The following is an 18,235-nucleotide window of genomic DNA, read 5'->3' on the forward strand; positions in this document are numbered from 1 at the left end:
CCCAGGTTCCTCGACCCGACCCACGCACCCGATGGGCCGGTCGCCTCTGCGCGCCCCCGGGCGCCCCGCACCAAGGAGGACCCTTCATGACCCCAACCGTCAACGGCACCCCGCTGACCCGCCACGGCAGCCGCGTGTCCACCCTCCCCACCAGGCCGGCCCCCGTCCGGGCGGCCACCACCCACACGGCCAAGCCAGCCCCCGCCCCCGCGACGAGGCGCCCCGTCCCGCGGCCCAACGTCACGCCGGCCCCGACCATCCACACGATGATCGTGTGCCTGCCCGACGACCTACCCGGTGAGGCGCTCACCGCCCACCAGCTCGACAAGCACTTCGGCGTCACCGGCACCCTCACCGCCCACTTCTGGGCCGTACCCGGGCTGCGGCTGTGGCAGCGCCACGACATTATCGGCCTGCGCAGGGGCCAACCCGCGCCCTGCGCCGGCGGACCCGTCCGACTGCTCGACCTGCCTGGCATGCGCCATGCCGCCGCCGTCGGCGCCGGCATCCGCCACCAGATCTGGCAGCACGCCGTTCACGGCACCCGACCCGCCACCGGATGGCCCGCCTTCGAGGCACGGCACCTCGCCAACCCCGACCGGTACCCCTACGACGCCGCCACCACGGACTTCCATGCCCAACCCCGCGTCAACGCGATGCGCCTGCACGCCGCCACCAACCCCGGCGCCGGGCAACCCGGCATCGGGGAGCTGGAGATGTACCAGGCCGGCCCGCTGGCGTACCAGCACTACAGCGCAGCCACTGCCGTGGTCGGCGACGCGCTGCTGACCGCCGACGGACGCAAGCTCGCCCCCGTCAGCGACGCCCTTGCCGACCGCGTCACCTATCTCGAGCAGGCCCTGCGCTACCTCGACACCCTCGCACCGCAGCAGCGGCTGATCGCCGTCGCCCTGTAGCCCACCACTCGCGGACCCGGCCGGGCCAGCGCACCTCACCCCAACCGGGGACGCCAGGTGCGCTGCCCGCCTGGCCTGCCCTCTTAGCGCGCCCGCCGACAACTGCAGTCCAAACATCAGCAGGGACCACCGCACGACCTGTCACACCGAGGTCGCCCCGCTGCGCCGCGTGCCGTCCATATGGCCGGTTGCCGCACCGCCCGGCGCCCCGGGCTTGGGGCGCCAACACAGCTCGGCCTGCGACAGGCCGCTCTATTCCTCTTCCCGCTCCTTGATCGACACCGCCCACCGCATCGCCGCCGACCTCGACGGCCCATCGAGATCCGACAGCATGCCCGGGGAGCACCCGCGGTTGCGCTTCGACGGCGACACGCTCGTCCTGCTGGAAGAGCACGACACCGGCGACCGGATTCGCCTCGACGTGGTCGACCGCTGCCACCCCGACCGCGCCGGCTACTACAGCATCGGCGCCCACCTGTGGTTCTGGCAGCACAGCGGATCCACCCGCGTCCCGGCTCGCTCCCGGCTGCGTATGGGCCTGACCGCGCTGACCGGCCGCGCACGCCAGATCCTCGCCAGCTCCTACGACCTGCAGGCACGGCGATCCGGCACCCCGACCGACGGCGGCGCTCACCGGTAGCCGTACACCAGGCGGCGCCTGCCGCCCGCTGAGACGTCCTGACAACCGCACGACCTGGCCGTTGCCCGGCCACCCGCGCGATCCCGCGCACCCCCGGGCACGGCCGCACGGCCCTGCCCGGGGTTCCCACCCAATGCAGTACCGGAGGGAACCCTCGATGAGGACCGCACAACCGCGCCGGCCCGTCACCGACGCCGACCTGGACCTGCTGTTCCGCCTGCAGGGCGGCGACCGCGACGCGTTCGGTGAGCTGTACCGGCGCACCGCCGACGTCCTGACCCGCTACGTCGCCGCCCGGCTGCGCGACCGCGACAGCGGATGCGCCGACGACCTGGTTCACGACGCCTTCTGCGACGCGCTGGCCGACCCGGGCCTGCTCGAGCCTGACCTGCTCGGGTCCATGCTGCGCCTGGCCGCCCGCGCGGTCACCCGCCACACCTGGGCGCAGCGCCGCTACCTCCGCACCGCCTACACCGTCTACGAAGGCCGCACCCTCAACACCGTCGACACCGTCGACAACGCCCTGGAGACGACGCGGGCGACCGTGCTCGCCCGGCCCGGGTTCAGCCATGCCCTCGCCCCGCTCACCACCCTGCAGCGGCGGGCGATCCAGCTGCGCTACCTCGACGGCTACCGCCGCGACCACACCGCGCAGATGATGGGCCGCAGCGTCGCCGCCGTACGGGACCTGGAGCGCAGGGCGCTACGCCGCCTGCACGCCGCCCACACCAGCTGAGCTCCAATCCAGCCCGCAATACGCCCCGCCGCCGTCGGGCCGCGGGGCCCCACCATGCCCAGCCCGACCAGAGACGCCACCACTGGCGCTCCCGCCGCGACGGACCTCGTCCACCAACGCGCCGCCACCGAATCGCATCGCTTCGCCGTCGATGGCCAGCGGTCATGCGAGCGGTACCGGCACGTCCCGAGATCCGGTCGATGCACTTGATCAAACCCGCCGTCGAAGCGTGGATCAGTGCACAGCCCTCAACCCCCGCACCAGGAAGGACATACGTATGACCGACACGTCGCAGGAGACGCTTCCGGCGCACAGCGCGATCAAGGTGCTGGCCGCGCTCGCCGAACTCGGGGAGGCTACCGCCGCGGCGGTAGCCGAGGTGGCCGGTCTCGGCTATTCCACGACCACCCCGAAGTTGCGCGCGTGGGAGGAGTCCGGGCAGGCGGAGCGGTTCTGCACCGACGACGGGCGCACCTTGTGGCGACTGACCGCCGCCGGCCGCGCCGCCACCGCCACGTCCCGCGAATCTGGCGGGCGAACTCCTGCCGACCCGGTCACCCCCGGCCCCACCGTCGAGCGGGAAACCCCCGACGAGCAGAGCCGAGATGGTGACGACCTGTCGGCCGTCGATCTGGGCGATCCGGGGACGTCGATCGACGAGCACACCGAGCGGGTAGGAACCGACCTCGAGCCAGCGACCGTTGAGACCACCACGCCCACTTCCACCGAAACCGATAGCGCCGGTGAGCCGCCGGTCGGCTCGACGCCGGGCCAGGAAACGGCCAGCTTCGACACCGTCGACGCGACCCGCGTCGAGGCCCGCCCGGCGAAGACCCGACGAACCGGCGGGTCGCTGCGCGGGGCGATCCTGGACATCCTCGAGGCCCATCCGGACCGGCAGTACAAGACCGGCGAACTGTGCAAGCTCATCGACGCCGCCAACGCAGGCAGCGGCGCGGCCAAGGCCAGCCCCGGCGCGGTCGTCAACGCCGCGACCAAGCTCGTCGCCGCCGGCACCGCCATGCAGACCGTCGAGCGCCCGGCCACCTTCCAGCTCGCCCCCGCCAGCGCCGGCCGATAGCCCGCACCCGTCAGGTAGCCCGAGGGCGGGCGTCAAAGTTTGGACGCTTCACGCCCGCCCCCGGTGCTCCTTCTACTCAAGGAGCGACACGAGTGTCTCCCATCCTGCACGCGATCGTGACCACCGTCGGCGGGATCCTCGCCGGCCTCGCCCTCGCTGGGGCCCTGCTGTGGCGCCAGCAGCAAGCCCTGGAAGCGGCCCGCTACGACGCCACCCACGACGACGTCACCGGCCTGCCCAACCGGCGTTTCCTGCTCACCCGCCTGCGCGCCGCCCTGACCGACGGCGCGCCGTGCGGTGTGGTGCTGCTCGACCTCGACCGGTTCAAGACCGTCAACGACACCTTCGGCCACGACACCGGCAACGTCCTCCTCGCCCAGGTGGGGCGGCTGATCGCCGGCCTGGACGCTCCTGTCGAGGTCGCCGCCCGCCTGTCCGGCGACGAGTTCGCGCTCCTCGTCCGTGGCGACCAGGACGACACCGCTGCTGCCGCCCGCGCCGCCTGGCGCGCCATCGGCGCCGCTCCCATCGGTCTCGACACCGGCGAGATCAGCATCCGCGCCTCCGTCGGCTACACCCACACCCACCTGCAGACGAGTCCTCGCCAGCTGCTCGCTGAAGCCGACGAGGCCATGTACCACGCCAAACGCTCGGCCACCGGCGTCTGCGGACACCACCCCCTCACCACACCGCCGGGCCGGCGCAGCCGGGACCGCCACCACCGCTGAACCCCGCCCGACATGCCCTTCAGTGACCCCGCAGCCGCCGGCTGCGGGGTCCCTTCCATTTCCGACTCTTCGAGGGAGATGACCGTGCTGTCCTTCCCCGCTGTCCACACCCTCGCCGGCTGCCTCCTGGCCGCCGACGCCAACGCCGAAACCCTCGGCTGGGGTAGCCCCGCGACGCTGCTGCTGATCCACGACCGGCGCCTCGACACGGCCGGACCGGCGCCGCTGCGCGCGATGCGCGGCGTGGAGTTCCCGCTGCACCCCAACGACCTGCTCACCGACCCCGCCGGCCTGCCGGCGCGACCGACCCCATCGAAGGAGTAACACGTGAGCACCCGCTGCTACGTCGGCACCAGCAACCCTGCCAACGCGCACCTTGTGCACGCCCGGTTCGTGCTCTTCGACGGCCACCCCGCCGCCGTCGTGCCCACCCTCGCCCGGATCTGGGCCGGCCACGCCCACCACGACACACGAGCCCTCGCCACCGCCGTCCTCGCGCACGACTGGGAATACCTCGACGACGCCATCACCGCCGACACCAGCCCCGCGTTCGCCTGGCAGCGCCCGGTCCCCGGGGTCGGCATGACCCTCGCCACCACCACGGCAGGCGTCATCGACCCGCCGGAGCCGGTCAGCGTGTTCCCGCTGTGCCAGGCCGCGCACCTCGACGCGGAGTGGATCTACCTCATCGACCCCGCGACCGCGACCGTCACCGTGCACACCGACGGCGGCGAGCCCGTTTCCGCATACCGGCTCGAGACCTGCGCCACCCCACATCCCCGCAGCGACATCGAAGCGGCCGACAGGCACGAGCGGGACGGCAGCCAGCGCTGCCCCCTGCCGTCACCGACCGGGGCACCCCGGTGAGCGCACGCGCCCTCGCCGCCATCGGCGCGGCCGAGGTCGCCCTCCTCGTGCTCTGTGCCGGTGGAATCGGGGCGCTGTTCACCGGCGGCGGCGCTGCCTCCGCCGCCTGCTACAGCGCGGTCGGCACCGACGGGGCGCCGCTGCTGCCCACCACGCACCCGATGCCGCCAGCCGGCGGATTCCCCGGTGACGGCTGGGACGGCGAGCAGGTCGCCTACGCCACGACGATCGTCGCCGTCGGCGCCGAACGCCGTGTCCCGCCCCGGGGTTGGGTGATCGCCCTGGCCACCGCCATGCAGGAATCCGCGCTGCGGAACCTGCCCGGCGGTGACCGCGACTCCGTCGGGTTGTTCCAGCAACGCCCCTCCCAGGGCTGGGGCAGCCCCGGACAGCTGCAGGACCCCCGCTACACCGCGGGGAAGTTCTACAGCGCGCTGCTCGGCGTCGACGGCTGGCAGGCCATGCCGCTCACCGACGCCGCCCAAGCGGTGCAGCGCTCCGCCTTCCCCGGCGCCTACGCCAAGTGGGAAGACGACGCCATCGCCCTGGTCCGCGTCCTCGCTGGCGGAACCGCCGCCGGGCCGGTCGCCGGCGATCTGGAGCAGGCGATGAGCAACCCGCTGTGCCTGGTCGACGGCGGCGACGGCCAGTTCGGCGGCGAACCCGTACCACTACCACCCAGGTTCCGCCTGCCGCCGGGCACGCCGTTGCCGGTGGTCACCGCGATCGGCTGGGCTCTGGCGCAGCTCGGCTCCCCGTACACCTTCGGCGGGGACTGCACCGCACCCCACTCCGGCATCCCCGCCCGGCAATGCGACTGCTCCTCGCTGATCCAGCAGGCCTACCGTGCCGCCGGCATCCCCATCCCCCGCACCACCAGCGAGCAGATCCACGCCGGCACCCCGGTCACCGACTACGGCGACCTGCGGCCCGGGGACCTCGTGTTCATCCCCGGCAGCCGCGGCAGCGCCAGCCGGCCCGGCCACGTCGGCATGTACCTCGGCCAAGGCCTCCTGATCCAGGCACCGCACACCGGGGACGTCGTCAAGATCAGCCGACTGGCGGCCTGGAGCCGCCAGCTCGCCGCCGTACGCCGCATCGTCGCCTGAACCCCGCCACGGGCCATCAGGCCGGACAACCCCCGTGTCACCTCCGGCTCAGATCGGCCGGAGATTCCCGCACAGTTGATGGAGGTTCCACGTGACCTACCAACCCGGCGAGCGGATCGCGCTCGAGCACACCAACGACCCGCACACGCTGCTGCGTCCCGGCGACGAGGGCACCGTGCGCGGCTACGACCCGGACCAGCGGATCGTCACCGTCGACTGGGACAGCGGGTCCCGGCTGGCGATGGTCCTCGACGCCGGCGACCGCATCCGCCACACCTCCCATGGCGCGGCGGACACCGGCTGGCAGCGGCGGCTCGACGCGCTGCGCACGGCCGGTGCCGCTGCCGGGAAGGAAGCAGCGCAGTGGTGGGCGCAAGAAGTCCTCGGCTGCCGGGCCGGCGGCAATGTCGCCGCGACCGCCCGGCGGATCTGTACCGCACTCGATGACGGTGACCTCGAAGTCCTCGACGGGCTTCCCGCCGGCGACCGATACGCGCTCGCCGACGACCGGGCCCGCTACACCGAGGCCGCACCCGAAGGGGCACCCGCGTGGGAGGACCTGACCGCAGCCCGCTGCGACCAAACCCGGTGGGCATGGTGCGAGGGCTTCGATGCCGCGGTTACCGACGAGGTGGCCCGACAGTGCCGGATCACCTTGAGCCCGACCGGTGACGACCGCGACCTGAGCCACCTGCACCCGGACGAGGTGCGGCTCGGCGGGCCGGGGGTCTTCGCCGGCGACTGGGCGTGGACACCAAACAGCGACGGTGACATGCGGGTGCCGGTGGGGTTCGTCGGGACCCTAGTCGACACGTGGAACGGGTGGGCGGTGTTCACCTGCACCCGGCAGGTCGCCGAAGCGATCGTCACCGAGCAGCAAGCCGCCCGCGACCGCTACCGGCAACACCTCGCCGCCCAGGGCATCACCGGCGTACAGCTGGACCGCCTGGTGGACGAGTCAATGGCCCGGATGCGCTTCGACGGCGACGTCATCGACGTCGACGAGACCCAGGTGCACGGCGACCCGGACGCGGTCGAGCACATCGCCAACGACCCGGACGGCCGGTACACCGTCATGGGCCGCGCCTGGACCTGGATCACGGTGCACCCCTACGACTGCCACCGCATCGCCGGCGACATCCCCGACCCAGTCAACCCAGCACCACCTGCCGAATCCTGACACGCCCCCCATGCCCACGCTCACGACCCTGACCGGAGCACGACCATGCGCGACGACCTCGACGACGAATTCGGCGAGTACTCCCACGAGGAGATCCTGCAAGCCCTGGTGCAGCACCTGCTCACCAGCGACGAACTGGACCAGCTCTGCGACGACGCCGACCTGCCGCAGCTGACCGACGCCGACGGGCAACCGGTACACATCACCTCGGCTCGCACCTACCAGGACGCCGGAGTCCTCACCCTCGACCGGGGGGTGTGGCTGGAACTGTCCGACGGCAGCGTGTTCGGCCTGACCGTGCAGATCTCCCGCCGCCCGACCACCGAAGTCACCCTCCGCCGCCGCTAACACCCTGCGCGCCCGCCCCGATTCGACTTGATCGATGCGGGATCGGGTGCGTTCATCGTCGTCGCCGAACCCGGCGGCGACCCCGCTCCACCCCGGCAGCCCTGGCGGGCTGACCGGCTCTGGCACGTCACGGGTGTGCTGGCTCCCCCTGCTGGGGTTGCCCAGTGCAGCCCGTCTCCGCCGCGCGGACAGATCACCGCCCGCGCATCCGGAGACGGGTGCGCGGGCCCTACCAGCAGGAGACCCCGCATGGACCCTGACACCCCGCACGTCCCCACCAACGGCACCGCACCCGGGGGTGACCGCCGGCCCGGCTACCTCTACCGGCAGGTCGCCGCCTACCTCGCCAGCCAACCGGATCAGTGGTTGAAGGTCGGCCAGGTCACGACTGCGATCACCGCCCGCTCCTCCGGCGCCGTGTTCGAAGCCTTGAAGAAGATGGCCGCTGCCGGGTACGCCACCCACTACACCGGCCCGCACCGCTTCCAGATCACTCAGGCCGGCATCGACGCCGCCGGCACCCTCCCCCCACCCGCCCGGCGCACCCCAAGCAGCGGCGGCGGCAGGTCGGGGCGGCGGCAGCCGGTCGCCCGCCCGAACGGCGACCTGTACTTCCCGCGCAAGCTCGCCGGCGCCACCGACGTCGACGTGCTGCAACGGCTGTGCGACAAGCGCATCCCCGTGCTGCTCTACGGGCCGCCCGGCACCGGCAAGACCGCCCTCGTCGAAGCCGCCTTTCCCGACCTGCTCACCGTCGCCGGGACCGGCGACACCGTCGTGGAGGACTTCCTCGGCAACTTCATCCCGCTGCCCGACGGCGGCTACGAGTTCGTCTACGGACCCCTCGTGACCGCGATGAGGGAAGGGCGGGCGCTGCTCATCGACGACGCCACCCTCATCCCGCCGAAGGTCCTCGCCGTGCTGTACCCGGCCATGGACGGCCGCCGGGTGATCACCATCCCCGGCTACCGCAACGAACGCGTCGAAGCCGTCGACGGGTTCTACGTCATCGCCGGCCACAACCCCGGCGTCCACGGGGCGATCTTGACCGAGGCCCTCGCGTCCCGGTTCGACGTGCACATCGAGGTCACCACCGACTGGGACCTCGCCCGCCACCTCGGCGTCCCCACCCCCGCCGTGCAAGCGGCCATCGCCCTCAACGACGACCTCGCCGCCGGGCGGGTGTCGTGGGCGCCGCAGCTACGCGAGCTGCTCGGCTTCGCCCGCGTCCGCAAAACCCTCGGCCTACCCGCGGCGATCGCGAACCTCGCCGGCCGCGCCCCCGAGGAGGACCGGCCCGAGGTGATCGCCGCCCTGCAGCAGCAGTTCGGCACCGACATCACCGCGCTGGCCCTCGGCAAGCAACGCTGAAAAGGAGACCTCTCATGCCCCATCCCCGCACCCACTTGCAGGCCGGCAGCATCACGTCCGGCGTCAGAGACCCGGCCTGGCAGGACTGGAGCAACGCCTGGACCCGACACGTCCCGATCCTGACCGGCCGCACCGACCTGACCGTGACTGTTGCCCCTGGCGCGGGCGGCGGCGCCCCCGCCTGCTTCTACCCCGACGCCTGCCGGATCGAAGTCGACGCCACCCACATCGGCACCCCTGATGTCGCCAACCCGCGCCGGGCCGGGCACAAGAAGGCGGTTCCCACCGCCTACGGGCTGCTCGTGCACGAAGCCGCCCACGCCTCGCACAGTCGGTGGCGCACCCCGCCCGGCACCCCGCCGGTTGTCGCCGAGGTCGCCACACTGCTGGAGGAGTCGCGCATCGAGTACCGGCAGCGCACCCGCCGGCGCGGTGACCGGCGGTGGCTGCGCCACACCGTCACCACCCTGATCAGCCCCGACGATGCTCCCGTCGACGATCCGTGGCACGCCGCCCAGCTCGCCGGGCTGCTGCTGGCGCGGGTCGACGCTCGCATCGTCACCGGCAAGGACATCAAGGGTGTCCGAGCCGCTGTCACCGCCATCCTCGGCCGCAAGCGACTGCTCCAACTCCGCGAGGTGTGGCGGCAGGCCCACACCACCGACGACACCGACGCCGAGCAGATGATCAACCTGGCGTGGCGGTGGTGCCGCATCCTCGGCATCGACCCCTGGCAACAGCCCCAGCCGCCCACACCGGACCCGGCTGTCTTCGCCGGCCGCCTCGCCCAAGCGTTGACCGACTACCTCGCCCACGCCGCCGGCCTCACCCCCGCCGGATTCACCGCCCAGCGCATCAACGCCCAGTTCTCCGCGCCCGCTACCTGGACTCGCCGCGACCCCACCGACGGTGAACGCGCGGCCGCCCGCCATCTGGCCGCCCGACTGCGACGCGCCCGCACCCACCAGCCCGAACCCGACACCCGGCCCAGCCTCATCCCACCCGGGCGGCTGCGCACCCGCCACGCCATCACCGCCCAGGCGCAGCGCGCCGCCGGCACCATCCCCACCGCCACACCCTGGCAGCAGCGGGCAACGCTGCCGCCGCCGAAGCCGACCCTGCACCTGGGCGTCATCGTCGACGTGTCGTACTCGATGCACCCCTACGCCGGACCCATGTCGTCGGCCGGGTGGATCCTCGCCCACGCCGCCCGCAGCAGCGACGCCGTCACCGCCACCATCGCGTTCGGCAGCGACGTCACCCTGCTCGTGCCGCCCCTGCAACGTCCCACCCAGGTGCTGGAGATGAACACGTTCGGCGGCAGCAGCACCTTCATCGACGCCGTCAAACTCGCCGACGAGGTGCTGCACCTGCGTCAACCCGGCAGGCTGCGGATGCTCGCGGTCGTCTCCGACGGCGACCTCGACGACATCCCGGCGGCGCAGCGGCTCGTCAGCGCCCTGCACCGCGCCGGATGCGCCATGTTGTGGCTACGCCCCGCCGACCTGGACGGGCACACCTTCACCGACACCACCACCGTCCTGGTCGCCGACCCGGTGCAGGCCATCGACCACATCGCCGACGCAGCCGTCACCGCCCTCGAGCAGGCCTGACAACAGCCAGCTGACCGGCCCTGGCCGGACGGCCCCCGGCGACGCCAGACGCCGCGGAGCGACCGCGTGCCTCTTGACCGACACCGCTCGGTCCTTCCCCAGTACCGCCTCCAGCCGCTTGCCCGGCTACCCGCGCGACCGCGCACCCCGGGCACGGCCGCACGGCCGTGCCCGGGCCTTCCATCCCCAGATCTGGGAGACATCGTGAGCGACAAGCACCGCCTACCGGTCACCTCACCGGCTGACCTGATCGTCGCCGTGCCCTACCTGCTCGGCTTCCACCCCACCGACAGCCTGGTCCTCGTCGGTCTCGCCGGCACCCGCGTCGCCGTCGCCAGCCGCACCGACCTACCCGACCCCGCCGAGGCGGTCGACTGGGCCGACGAGCTGATGCCCCAGCAGCTGCGCATGCTCGGCCACGCCGACGTGACCACCGCGATCGTCATCGGCTACGGCCCCGCCAGCCGGGTCACCCCCGTCGTCGACACCGTCACGCCCCGGCTGCGTGATGCGGGCTTCGACGTGTTCGACGCGCTGCGGGTCACCGACCGCCGCTACTACTCCTACCTCTGCCAGGAACCCACCTGCTGCCCCCTCGACGGGATGCCCTTCGACCCCGACCGCAGCGACCTCACCTTGCACGCCATCGTCGCCGGTTGCAGCACGCTGCCCGACCGGCGGGCGCTCGTCGCCAGCATCGCCCCCATCGACGGTCCCGCCCGCCACGCCGTCACCCGCGCCACCTACAAGGCCCGGGCGCGCCGCCGCACCCTCTCCAGTGAGGGTGGCCGGGGCGCGTTGATCCGCGCGGGCGAGGACATCGTGCGGGAAACGTTCGCCCGCTACGCCGACGACCAGGTGCTCACCGACGACGAGCTGGCCTGGCTCACCGTGCTCCTACCGATCACCGCGATCCGCGATGCCGCGTGGCGGGCCACCGACTCGCAGCCCTGGCATGTCGCGCTGTGGAGCGACATCACCCGCCGCGCCCAACCCGACCTCGCCGCCCCACCCGCCAGCCTGCTCGCCTTCGCCGCCTGGCGCAGCGGCACCGGGGCCTTGGCCTCCGTCGCCGTCGACCGGGCACTGGCGGCCAACCCCGCCTACTCCCTGGCCCAGCTCATTGACCGGGCGCTGCGCGAAGGGCTCCCGCCGTCCGTGCTCGACGGCTGGCCCGCCCAGGGCTTCCCCACCGCCCCGTGATCCCGCGCGTCATCACCGGTCAAGCCATCATCTTCGGAAGGAAGCCTGTGTCTGATTATCTCGAGGTCCTGCGACACCTCACTCATCAAGAGGGTTATGCCCTCGACGCGGACGAGCTGGACCAGACCTGCTCGCAGCATCCCGACTCCGTGTGCGCGTTGTTGTCGGCGGCATGCATCATCGCTGCCGCCAACGCGCAGATCGCCGCGCTGACCGCCGCCGCGGACCTGCTCTGCACCGTTCACGCCGCCGGCGATGCCAAAACGGTTATGTCCCTGCGTCAGCGTCTCGACCGCGTCGCTGACGCCCTCACCCGCGCCCTCGCCCAGCGGGACAACGCCACCGCCCGCCTACGCCATGAGTGCACCGCCCTCACCGACCTGGGCACCGGCCTGATCACCCGTCGCGGCGACAGCACCCCCGCCCGCTGACCAACCCGACAGCGCACGGCCGGTCATGCCCTGACCACCGCTGCCGTAGACGCTCAGCGACCCGCGCTGGCACCCGCCCTCTACCGGCACCGCCGGCAACCTCCGCGCCCCGCGCCTCCCGGCTGCGGGGCGCCTCCACATCCGTTCACCGACGCCAGAAAAGGAGAACACCGCAGATGACCAGCGCGCATATCCCACCCCGCGAGCCAGCCCTCGAAACAATCCTGCGCAGCAGCTGGGAGACCTTCCACCCCGGCCAGCAGGCGCCACTGGGCTGGCTCACCTACACCACCGCACAGGTCCTGTCCCACCTGCGGCAGACCCACACCTGCACCCCGTCCGACGTCACCCGGCACCCGGATGCGCTGGACCTGTTCCACCGGCAGCTACGGGAAGCGCTCGCCGACGCCGTCTGCACCGAGCAGGTCAGCATCGACGCCGCGAACAGCATCCTGGAGGTCCTCGACCTGCCGCTGCTGCCCCGCCGCTGGCAGGTCCGCCTCACCCTGCCCCTGCTCATCGACGTCACCGCCGCCACCCGCGAGGACGCCTTCACCCAGGCGGAGAACACCATCGAAACGGCGCTGGCCGATCTGCCCGCCCACATCGAGTGGGACGGGCAGGAAGGCTACGACGCCCTCGGTGGTGATCTCGACGCCGGCGAAGCACTCGCACACGACGGCAGTTCCACTACCAGGCTGCCGGTCGCCCACCCGGTGCACGCCACCGGCCACATCGCCGACGCTCCCACCACCACCCTCGATCGGGCCTGAGGCAACGCCTCTCCACCATCACAGCAGTTGCCACCGCTAAGCGGCCACGACAGGGATGCGCCGTACGAGCGTCCAAGCGACAGAGAACCGGCACGCCGACGAGGTCCGCCACTTCACCGAGCGCATCCTGGTCGCCGGCGGGCTCCGCAAAGCCGGGCGGCCGTTTGCAGGCATGGCATGTGCACGTTCGCCGCGCACGACGACACCAGCGAGCAAGGCCGTGACGGCGAGAACCCGACGCGGGGTGCCAATGCCTGCCGGCACTGCAGCCAGCCGGCCCACCACGACAGGTGGCTGGCCGACTACCGCCACGACGACCCCTCCGTGCCGGACTGCTTCCTCATCCACGGCGACGGCTGAGCCACGCCGGCCTCCTCACCGCCGGGTAGGTGGGGAGGGGATGACTTGATCTATGCGGAAAGTCGAGCGTCACTGCTCGCGGTCGCCACCCCGGCGAACCCGATAGCGGCATCCCCGCACCGCTGGCCGGGGTGGCGGCCACCCGACACCGCTATACGGAAGGCAACGCCCGATGACGCAGCCGCACCGACGCGCCGTACCCCGCACCGTCACCGACGTCCTGCTGTGGCTGCTCGCCACCGACGTCGCCGCCGCCCACCTTCCCCGCCCCGAGCAGCCCGGCCACTGCGCCAACCTGCGCTGCACCAGCGAGGCGTATCCGTGCCCGCCGGCACGCGACGCCCACCGCGCCTGCGAGGCTGCGACCCGACCCACCCTGCTCGCCCGGGGCCGGGCACGGGTCGCCGCCCCGGCCGCCGCCGCAGCAGCACACTTCGCCGGCTGGTTCCGGCCCACTCGCCCGGCTGCACCACCCCAGCGGTTGATGCCGTACCCGCGCGCCGCCTGATCCGGCCCCGCACACCGGCACCTGCCCGTCGCACCGATACCTCTGGCCGCACCGGCGACCTGCCCGTCGCCGGTGCGCGCGCACCCCTGGAGGGACCGTGAGTTTCCGTACCGCGTCCACCCTCGCGGGCTTATGCCCGTGCCGCGGTCGACCTGCGCCTGCGCATGACCGAATACTCCCGTGGCCGGTTCGCCCAGCAGTACCTGCGGGCGTTCCTCGAACCCCACCTCGAACACGACCCCGACCACCCCGCCCGTCAACGCGCCGTGCTAGGCACGTTCAGCCGGCTGGCGCACGAACCGTGGCAGCACGGCGAACCGTACGTCCTCGCCCCGCCATGACCGCGATCATCGCCGCCGCCGCGCAAGCCCTCGACCTCACCGGCGATATCGTCGGCAACGACATCGCCCTCCTGCCATTGGCGCCCGCCGGCATTGGTTTCCCTGGTCAGACTTCCGGGTACGGCTTGCAAAACCCGCTCGCCCTTCGGCGGGTTGCTCAAGCGTGGGGAGAACAGGGATGACGACCGCCGAGGTGCCCACTCCGCTCGCGGATCACGCCGGGGACCAGCTCAGGCGGGACTTGGAAGATCTACACGTGCGCGCGCAGCAAGCAGCGGCGCATTTGGCCAATCTTCATGCCCGCCTAGCGCGGCTACAGGAGCAGATCCAACGGCATCAGCAACGCTGAGAGCCATCTGCTGCAGATCGCATCCGCCGCGGCGGGCATCAACGCCTGCGTGAAGGGTCGATCTTTATTGCGTTAGGAGCGCCGAGGGGTTGCTGCTGGAACGGGGCGTCAGCAAGCAGGCTGCCGGCCACCGTGGCGAGCGTGCGGCGGTTGACGGGCGGCGTGGCGGTGTCTGTGGGCGGCGGCCAGTGTCGGCGTACGGTGCGTTCGGATCGGCCGATTCGTGCGGCGATCTCAGCCGGATGCAGATCGGGATCCTGCCGGTACCAGTAGGCGACAGCGGCGGCGGTCTTGGAGGGCACCTGGCCGTCCGTCGTCTCGTCGTTCGGCACGCCGCGGCTCACCAATGAGCGCGGTCGGGGATCCTCAGCCGGAACGCAAGCGGAGATGTCACCGCTGGCAGCAGATGACCCCGCAGTGCACTCCTCGTGGCGTGCATCGGGTTGCGGTGGCGGTGTCCGCTTGCCAGGTACGCCATGGATGCCCCTCGTCCCGGACGGCGGATTAGCAGCATGCGCGGGACCTGGCGGCTCGGCGGCTGTCTCGGCCCGCCCGTACTCGCCTCTGCGAGCCGCGAGGCCCGGCAATGTCGAATCAGCGGAAGCAAGCACGGCTCCGGTCTCCGGTTCGGCCGTACGCACGGCGGCTGGTGTCGCGGGGGCAGGAAGAATGCCTGCCTCCGGACGGTGCGCGGTGGTGGCGATTGTGGGGGTTGTTGCCGAGGGTGGTGCTGGCGTTGCCGCTGCCGGGACGGCCGGTACGGGCTCGGGCCGAGTGATCGGCGGGAGGCCGTGTTCGGGTGTGGCGGCCCGGATCTGTGCGGTGATCTCGACGAGGGTGACGCTGGCGACGATGACGAGGCCGTCGACGGAGACGGGGAGCAGGTAGGCGGCGCCGGCTTCGGTTTCGCCGTAGCGTGCGGCGACCCCGGCGAGATGCCAGTACGACACCCAGGTCGCGATGGCTGCGATGACGGTGGTGGCGACGATCCGGATCACGCCGAGTGAGCGGCGGTGGTGGGGGACGCGGGAGATTAGTTCGACGGTGAGTAGAAGCGCCAGCGGCGGCCACGCGGCGATCATCTGGCTGATCGGGTTCGGTCGGGCGTGTAGGACGTTCGCGGCCACCGACGCGGCGACGCCGAGGGTGAGCGTGGCGCGCACGGCCCACCGCAGACGACGCAGGTGCGTGCTGGTGTCAGCGAACGTGGTGGTGCTCGCGACGGTGGCGCCGCCGGGCTGCGTTGTGCTTGTTGCGGCGCTCATGCGGCCGCTCCGTTCGCGCCGGGTGGGCGTCGTGTGCGTGATTGGCGGTCCGGCCGGCGCAGGTCGGCGACGAGTTGGTCGGCCACGGCGAGGGTGTCGTCGCTGGGTTCGGCGTCGATGTCGGCGAGCCGGCGGGTCAACGTCCGGCGCAGCGCGCGGACGGCGTCGAGGTGGCCGAGTTGCGCGCGAGCGCGCATCGCGGCTTGGTACAGCCCTTCGGCGTAGGGGTGCTGGCCGATCGCGGTATCGAGGACGGCGAGTTGTTCGGTGGGCTGACTGGCGAGCTCTTCAGTGAGGGCGACGGCGGCGTCGAGGGCCTCCTGGCGCACGGTCTCCCGGTAGGGCTCGACCCATTCGTAGTCGTAGCCCTCAGTAAGTGTTTGCCGGTAGGTGTCGACGGCGCGGCGCAGGGCCGCGATCCGGTCCGGCTTGGAGGTGGCGGTGTCGGCGGCGCGGATCGCGGCGCGCATCCGCCACAGGTCGATGTCGAAGCGGTCGGAGTTGAGTTGGTACCGGTGGTGGGGGTGGGTGAGGTAGGTGCCGGGGCCGCCGTTGTGCCGCAGAACGCTGCGCAGATCCGAGACGTAGGTGTGCAACCGATGCACAGCCTTGCTGGCGGGCGCATCCGGCAGCAGGTCGTCCAGGATCGCCTCCACGGACGCGGTGCCGTCGCGGACCGCCAGATACACCAGCAGTTCGAGGGACTTCGCGCGCAGGGTGCGCTGAGGGTCGCCGCCGACGATGCCGGGCGCGCCGAGGACGCTCACCTCGACCCGCCCGGGCGGGCGCGCCGTCTCAGTGTCGCCCGATTCCTGGTGGACGGCGGCCGGGTCGATGTCGGCGGTGTGGTCGGCGTCGTTTGCGAAAACGGTCGTGCCAGTGGATTCGGCCGGGGCGGCTTCCGCCTCAGGGGTTGAGGTGTCGGTGGCGCCGGCCGAGGTGCTGTCCTGCTCAGCAGTGGAGGTGTCGGTCGTGGCGGCGGTGACGTCTTCCGTGTGATGGCGGCCGGGACCCTCCGTGCCGTTGTAGTCCGCGTGCGTGTGGGTGCCGACGGCGACCTCGACGCCTGCTTCCGTGCCTGGCTCTCCCCCGTTGACCGGCGTCGTCGGGCGGGCCGGCTGCGCTGGCGTCTCGGCCTGTATTCGGGTGGGCGTGGCTTCGGTGGGGGCGGGTGCGGGGAGTTGGCCGGTGTGGGATTCGGCGAGGGTTGCGAGGAGGTCGGCAATCTCGGTGGGGTTGATGACGGCGAGGCGCCCGACGTCGGCGGGGTGGGGGCCATGGCGGTCGCCGTCGGCGGGGGTGGTGGTGCCGTCGTCGGCGACGTCGACGGTGGTGCCGTCGGGCCATGCGCCGAGTAGCACGCCGTGGATGTCTAGGCGTTGACCCTGGGTGAGCAGGGCGGCGATGCGGGCGCGTTCGTGGCGGCTGGTGGCGTCGGCGAGCAGCATGACCGGCGGGAGGGGTTCTTCGTAGGGGTCGGCGGCGCGCAGGTCGGTGACGGTATCGACCTCGTGCTGGTAGGCCAGCCGGGTGCGGTGCAGCGTCTGCGCTTCAAGGATCTCCAGGGCTTCCTCGAGGCCGGCGGTGACGGTCAGCCGAGGCGTGCGGGGCAGGTTGACCGCGGCGGCGCCGAGCAGGGTCGCCGCGGTCGCCGACGGCATCACTACCTGCGTTCGGGCGTCAGGGTGGTCCAGGCTGCCGGCGGCCAGGGCGGCGGTGAGGAATCCTCGGGCGGCGGCTTGCGCGCCGGGCCCGGTCAGGCCCAGTCCGGCGGGCGGCCACACCGCCGACAGCGGATGCGCAAGGGCCGGCGCCACCGGCAAGGGATCATCGGTAGGTGGGTCCTTGGCGTCAGGGCCGGTCGCGTGCTGAGCGCTGGAATCGGCGACGTCGCCGTGAATCGTCTCGACGTCGGCTTCGTCGATGCTGTTAGTGCTGCCGGCGGCGCTGTGGGCGATGTCGTTGAGGCCGTCGACGTCCCCATCGACCGCGCCGCACTCATCGTGGTCGGGCGTGTGGGGGTGGTCGGCGGCGCGGCGCAGTGCGCGGCGGATCTGGTTCACCACGCGGGGCATGGGCGCCAGGTCGGGGTCGCCCACGCGCGGCTGAGCCGAGGGCTGGCGGGGGATGTAGCGGCGTCGGCGGTGTGCCCATACCAGCGCGACAGCGGCGGCGATGGCCAGCGCGAGGCCGAGGTCGACCCAGCTGCCGCTGGGCAGGGACACCCCGCGGGAGGACCGGTCGGCGTTGGCGGCGCGGGCGTCGGTGTCGGCGGTGGCGGCGCCATCGGCGGTCGTGGGGCTCGTGGGTGCTGACGAGCCGGCGTCAGGTGCCTCGGTCCCGGGCGACACGCTAGATCGTTAACCGGAAATTCGGTGCAGGTCAGGCCGGGGGGTAACGGGCGACGCGCCGTGT

The 18,235-nt window shown here is 72.3% G+C and carries 21 protein-coding genes; 19 read left to right on the forward strand and 2 right to left on the reverse strand.

The genetic code is table 11. The features are described from left to right. Positions 1-86: 86 nt before the first annotated feature. The 19 genes from ACFOYX_RS15390 to ACFOYX_RS15480 all read left to right on the forward strand — a co-directional run bounded on the left by ACFOYX_RS15390 (position 87) and on the right by ACFOYX_RS15480 (position 14,388). Positions 87-917, forward strand: coding sequence for a hypothetical protein (locus ACFOYX_RS15390; RefSeq protein WP_322443084.1), 831 nt, complete (start codon positions 87-89; stop codon positions 915-917). Between the two features lie 331 nt (positions 918-1,248). Further along, entirely contained in the window at positions 1,249-1,557 is a 309-nt protein-coding gene (locus ACFOYX_RS15395; RefSeq protein ID WP_322443085.1) for a hypothetical protein, read from the forward strand. Positions 1,558-1,714: 157 nt separating this feature from the next. After that, the gene (locus ACFOYX_RS15400) at positions 1,715-2,293 is read left to right on the forward strand and encodes an RNA polymerase sigma factor (protein WP_322443086.1); all 579 of its coding nucleotides are present in this window, start codon (positions 1,715-1,717) and stop codon (positions 2,291-2,293) included. 151 nt (positions 2,294-2,444) lie between these two features. Then, on the forward strand, positions 2,445-3,374 hold the full coding sequence (locus tag ACFOYX_RS15405; RefSeq protein ID WP_322443087.1) for a MarR family transcriptional regulator: 930 nt from the start codon (positions 2,445-2,447) through the stop codon (positions 3,372-3,374). Between the two features lie 92 nt (positions 3,375-3,466). Next, positions 3,467-4,102, forward strand: a complete 636-nt coding sequence (locus ACFOYX_RS15410) for a GGDEF domain-containing protein (RefSeq protein ID WP_322443088.1) — start codon at positions 3,467-3,469, stop codon at positions 4,100-4,102. Positions 4,103-4,180: 78 nt separating this feature from the next. Continuing rightward, entirely contained in the window at positions 4,181-4,426 is a 246-nt protein-coding gene (locus tag ACFOYX_RS15415) for a hypothetical protein (protein WP_377534052.1), read from the forward strand. Positions 4,427-4,429: 3 nt separating this feature from the next. After that, positions 4,430-4,969: a hypothetical protein gene (locus tag ACFOYX_RS15420; RefSeq protein ID WP_322443090.1), complete on the forward strand. Its 540-nt coding sequence runs from the start codon at positions 4,430-4,432 to the stop codon at positions 4,967-4,969. Beyond that, positions 4,966-6,078 carry a C40 family peptidase gene (locus ACFOYX_RS15425; RefSeq protein ID WP_322443091.1) on the forward strand — a complete coding sequence of 371 codons (1,113 nt, stop codon included), beginning with the start codon at positions 4,966-4,968 and terminating at the stop codon, positions 6,076-6,078. Before ACFOYX_RS15420 ends, ACFOYX_RS15425 begins: the two co-directional genes overlap by 4 nt. 91 nt (positions 6,079-6,169) lie before the next feature. Further along, entirely contained in the window at positions 6,170-7,258 is a 1,089-nt protein-coding gene (locus ACFOYX_RS15430; protein ID WP_322443092.1) for a DUF4314 domain-containing protein, read from the forward strand. Positions 7,259-7,303: 45 nt separating this feature from the next. Further along, a complete protein-coding gene (locus tag ACFOYX_RS15435) occupies positions 7,304-7,606 on the forward strand; it encodes a hypothetical protein (RefSeq protein ID WP_322443093.1) in 303 nt (100 codons plus the stop codon). 249 nt (positions 7,607-7,855) lie between these two features. Further along, entirely contained in the window at positions 7,856-8,977 is a 1,122-nt protein-coding gene (locus ACFOYX_RS15440; RefSeq protein ID WP_322443094.1) for an AAA family ATPase, read from the forward strand. A gap of 14 nt (positions 8,978-8,991) precedes the next feature. Beyond that, the gene (locus ACFOYX_RS15445) at positions 8,992-10,590 is read left to right on the forward strand and encodes a VWA domain-containing protein (RefSeq protein WP_322443095.1); all 1,599 of its coding nucleotides are present in this window, start codon (positions 8,992-8,994) and stop codon (positions 10,588-10,590) included. Positions 10,591-10,794: 204 nt separating this feature from the next. After that, the gene (locus tag ACFOYX_RS15450; protein ID WP_322443096.1) at positions 10,795-11,793 is read left to right on the forward strand and encodes a DUF4192 domain-containing protein; all 999 of its coding nucleotides are present in this window, start codon (positions 10,795-10,797) and stop codon (positions 11,791-11,793) included. Beyond that, the gene (locus ACFOYX_RS15455) at positions 11,790-12,224 is read left to right on the forward strand and encodes a hypothetical protein (RefSeq protein WP_322443097.1); all 435 of its coding nucleotides are present in this window, start codon (positions 11,790-11,792) and stop codon (positions 12,222-12,224) included. The genes ACFOYX_RS15450 and ACFOYX_RS15455 overlap by 4 nt, the downstream gene beginning before the upstream one ends. A 176-nt stretch (positions 12,225-12,400) precedes the next feature. After that, complete coding sequence (locus tag ACFOYX_RS15460; RefSeq protein ID WP_322443098.1) at positions 12,401-12,997, forward strand: hypothetical protein; 597 nt, start codon at positions 12,401-12,403, stop codon at positions 12,995-12,997. Positions 12,998-13,174: 177 nt separating this feature from the next. After that, positions 13,175-13,357 (forward strand): hypothetical protein, encoded by a 183-nt coding sequence (locus ACFOYX_RS15465; RefSeq protein ID WP_322443099.1) that lies wholly within the window; start codon positions 13,175-13,177, stop codon positions 13,355-13,357. Between the two features lie 172 nt (positions 13,358-13,529). Beyond that, complete coding sequence (locus ACFOYX_RS15470; RefSeq protein WP_322443100.1) at positions 13,530-13,865, forward strand: hypothetical protein; 336 nt, start codon at positions 13,530-13,532, stop codon at positions 13,863-13,865. A gap of 164 nt (positions 13,866-14,029) precedes the next feature. Then, entirely contained in the window at positions 14,030-14,206 is a 177-nt protein-coding gene (locus tag ACFOYX_RS15475; RefSeq protein WP_322443101.1) for a hypothetical protein, read from the forward strand. After that, complete coding sequence (locus ACFOYX_RS15480) at positions 14,203-14,388, forward strand: hypothetical protein (protein WP_322443102.1); 186 nt, start codon at positions 14,203-14,205, stop codon at positions 14,386-14,388. The genes ACFOYX_RS15475 and ACFOYX_RS15480 overlap by 4 nt, the downstream gene beginning before the upstream one ends. Before the next feature lie 205 nt (positions 14,389-14,593). On the opposite strand, the gene ACFOYX_RS15485 is transcribed toward ACFOYX_RS15480, so the two are convergent. Next, on the reverse strand, positions 14,594-15,820 hold the full coding sequence (locus ACFOYX_RS15485) for a DUF2637 domain-containing protein (protein WP_377534057.1): 1,227 nt from the start codon (positions 15,818-15,820) through the stop codon (positions 14,594-14,596). Beyond that, positions 15,817-18,171: a BTAD domain-containing putative transcriptional regulator gene (locus ACFOYX_RS15490; RefSeq protein ID WP_322443103.1), complete on the reverse strand. Its 2,355-nt coding sequence runs from the start codon at positions 18,169-18,171 to the stop codon at positions 15,817-15,819. The genes ACFOYX_RS15485 and ACFOYX_RS15490 overlap by 4 nt, the downstream gene beginning before the upstream one ends. Positions 18,172-18,235: the final 64 nt, after the last annotated feature.

The organism is Micromonospora sp. GCM10011541, from assembly GCF_042650725.1.
GTDB classification, from domain to species: Bacteria; Actinomycetota; Actinomycetes; order Mycobacteriales; family Micromonosporaceae; genus Micromonospora; species Micromonospora sicca.

What these genes read in the sequence shown, in the direction of transcription:
- ACFOYX_RS15390 (WP_322443084.1), top strand. Translation starts at nt 87, where the DNA reads ATGACCCCAACCGTCAACGGCACCCCGCTGACCCGCCACGGCAGCCGC.
- ACFOYX_RS15395 (WP_322443085.1), top strand. Translation starts at nt 1,249, where the DNA reads ATGCCCGGGGAGCACCCGCGGTTGCGCTTCGACGGCGACACGCTCGTC.
- ACFOYX_RS15400 (WP_322443086.1), top strand. Translation starts at nt 1,715, where the DNA reads ATGAGGACCGCACAACCGCGCCGGCCCGTCACCGACGCCGACCTGGAC.
- ACFOYX_RS15405 (WP_322443087.1), top strand. Translation starts at nt 2,445, where the DNA reads ATGGCCAGCGGTCATGCGAGCGGTACCGGCACGTCCCGAGATCCGGTC.
- ACFOYX_RS15415 (WP_377534052.1), top strand. Translation starts at nt 4,181, where the DNA reads ATGACCGTGCTGTCCTTCCCCGCTGTCCACACCCTCGCCGGCTGCCTC.
- ACFOYX_RS15435 (WP_322443093.1), top strand. Translation starts at nt 7,304, where the DNA reads ATGCGCGACGACCTCGACGACGAATTCGGCGAGTACTCCCACGAGGAG.
- ACFOYX_RS15440 (WP_322443094.1), top strand. Translation starts at nt 7,856, where the DNA reads ATGGACCCTGACACCCCGCACGTCCCCACCAACGGCACCGCACCCGGG.
- ACFOYX_RS15445 (WP_322443095.1), top strand. Translation starts at nt 8,992, where the DNA reads ATGCCCCATCCCCGCACCCACTTGCAGGCCGGCAGCATCACGTCCGGC.
- ACFOYX_RS15460 (WP_322443098.1), top strand. Translation starts at nt 12,401, where the DNA reads ATGACCAGCGCGCATATCCCACCCCGCGAGCCAGCCCTCGAAACAATC.
- ACFOYX_RS15465 (WP_322443099.1), top strand. Translation starts at nt 13,175, where the DNA reads ATGTGCACGTTCGCCGCGCACGACGACACCAGCGAGCAAGGCCGTGAC.
- ACFOYX_RS15470 (WP_322443100.1), top strand. Translation starts at nt 13,530, where the DNA reads ATGACGCAGCCGCACCGACGCGCCGTACCCCGCACCGTCACCGACGTC.
- ACFOYX_RS15475 (WP_322443101.1), top strand. Translation starts at nt 14,030, where the DNA reads ATGACCGAATACTCCCGTGGCCGGTTCGCCCAGCAGTACCTGCGGGCG.
- ACFOYX_RS15480 (WP_322443102.1), top strand. Translation starts at nt 14,203, where the DNA reads ATGACCGCGATCATCGCCGCCGCCGCGCAAGCCCTCGACCTCACCGGC.
- ACFOYX_RS15485 (WP_377534057.1), bottom strand. Translation starts at nt 15,820, where the DNA reads ATGAGCGCCGCAACAAGCACAACGCAGCCCGGCGGCGCCACCGTCGCG.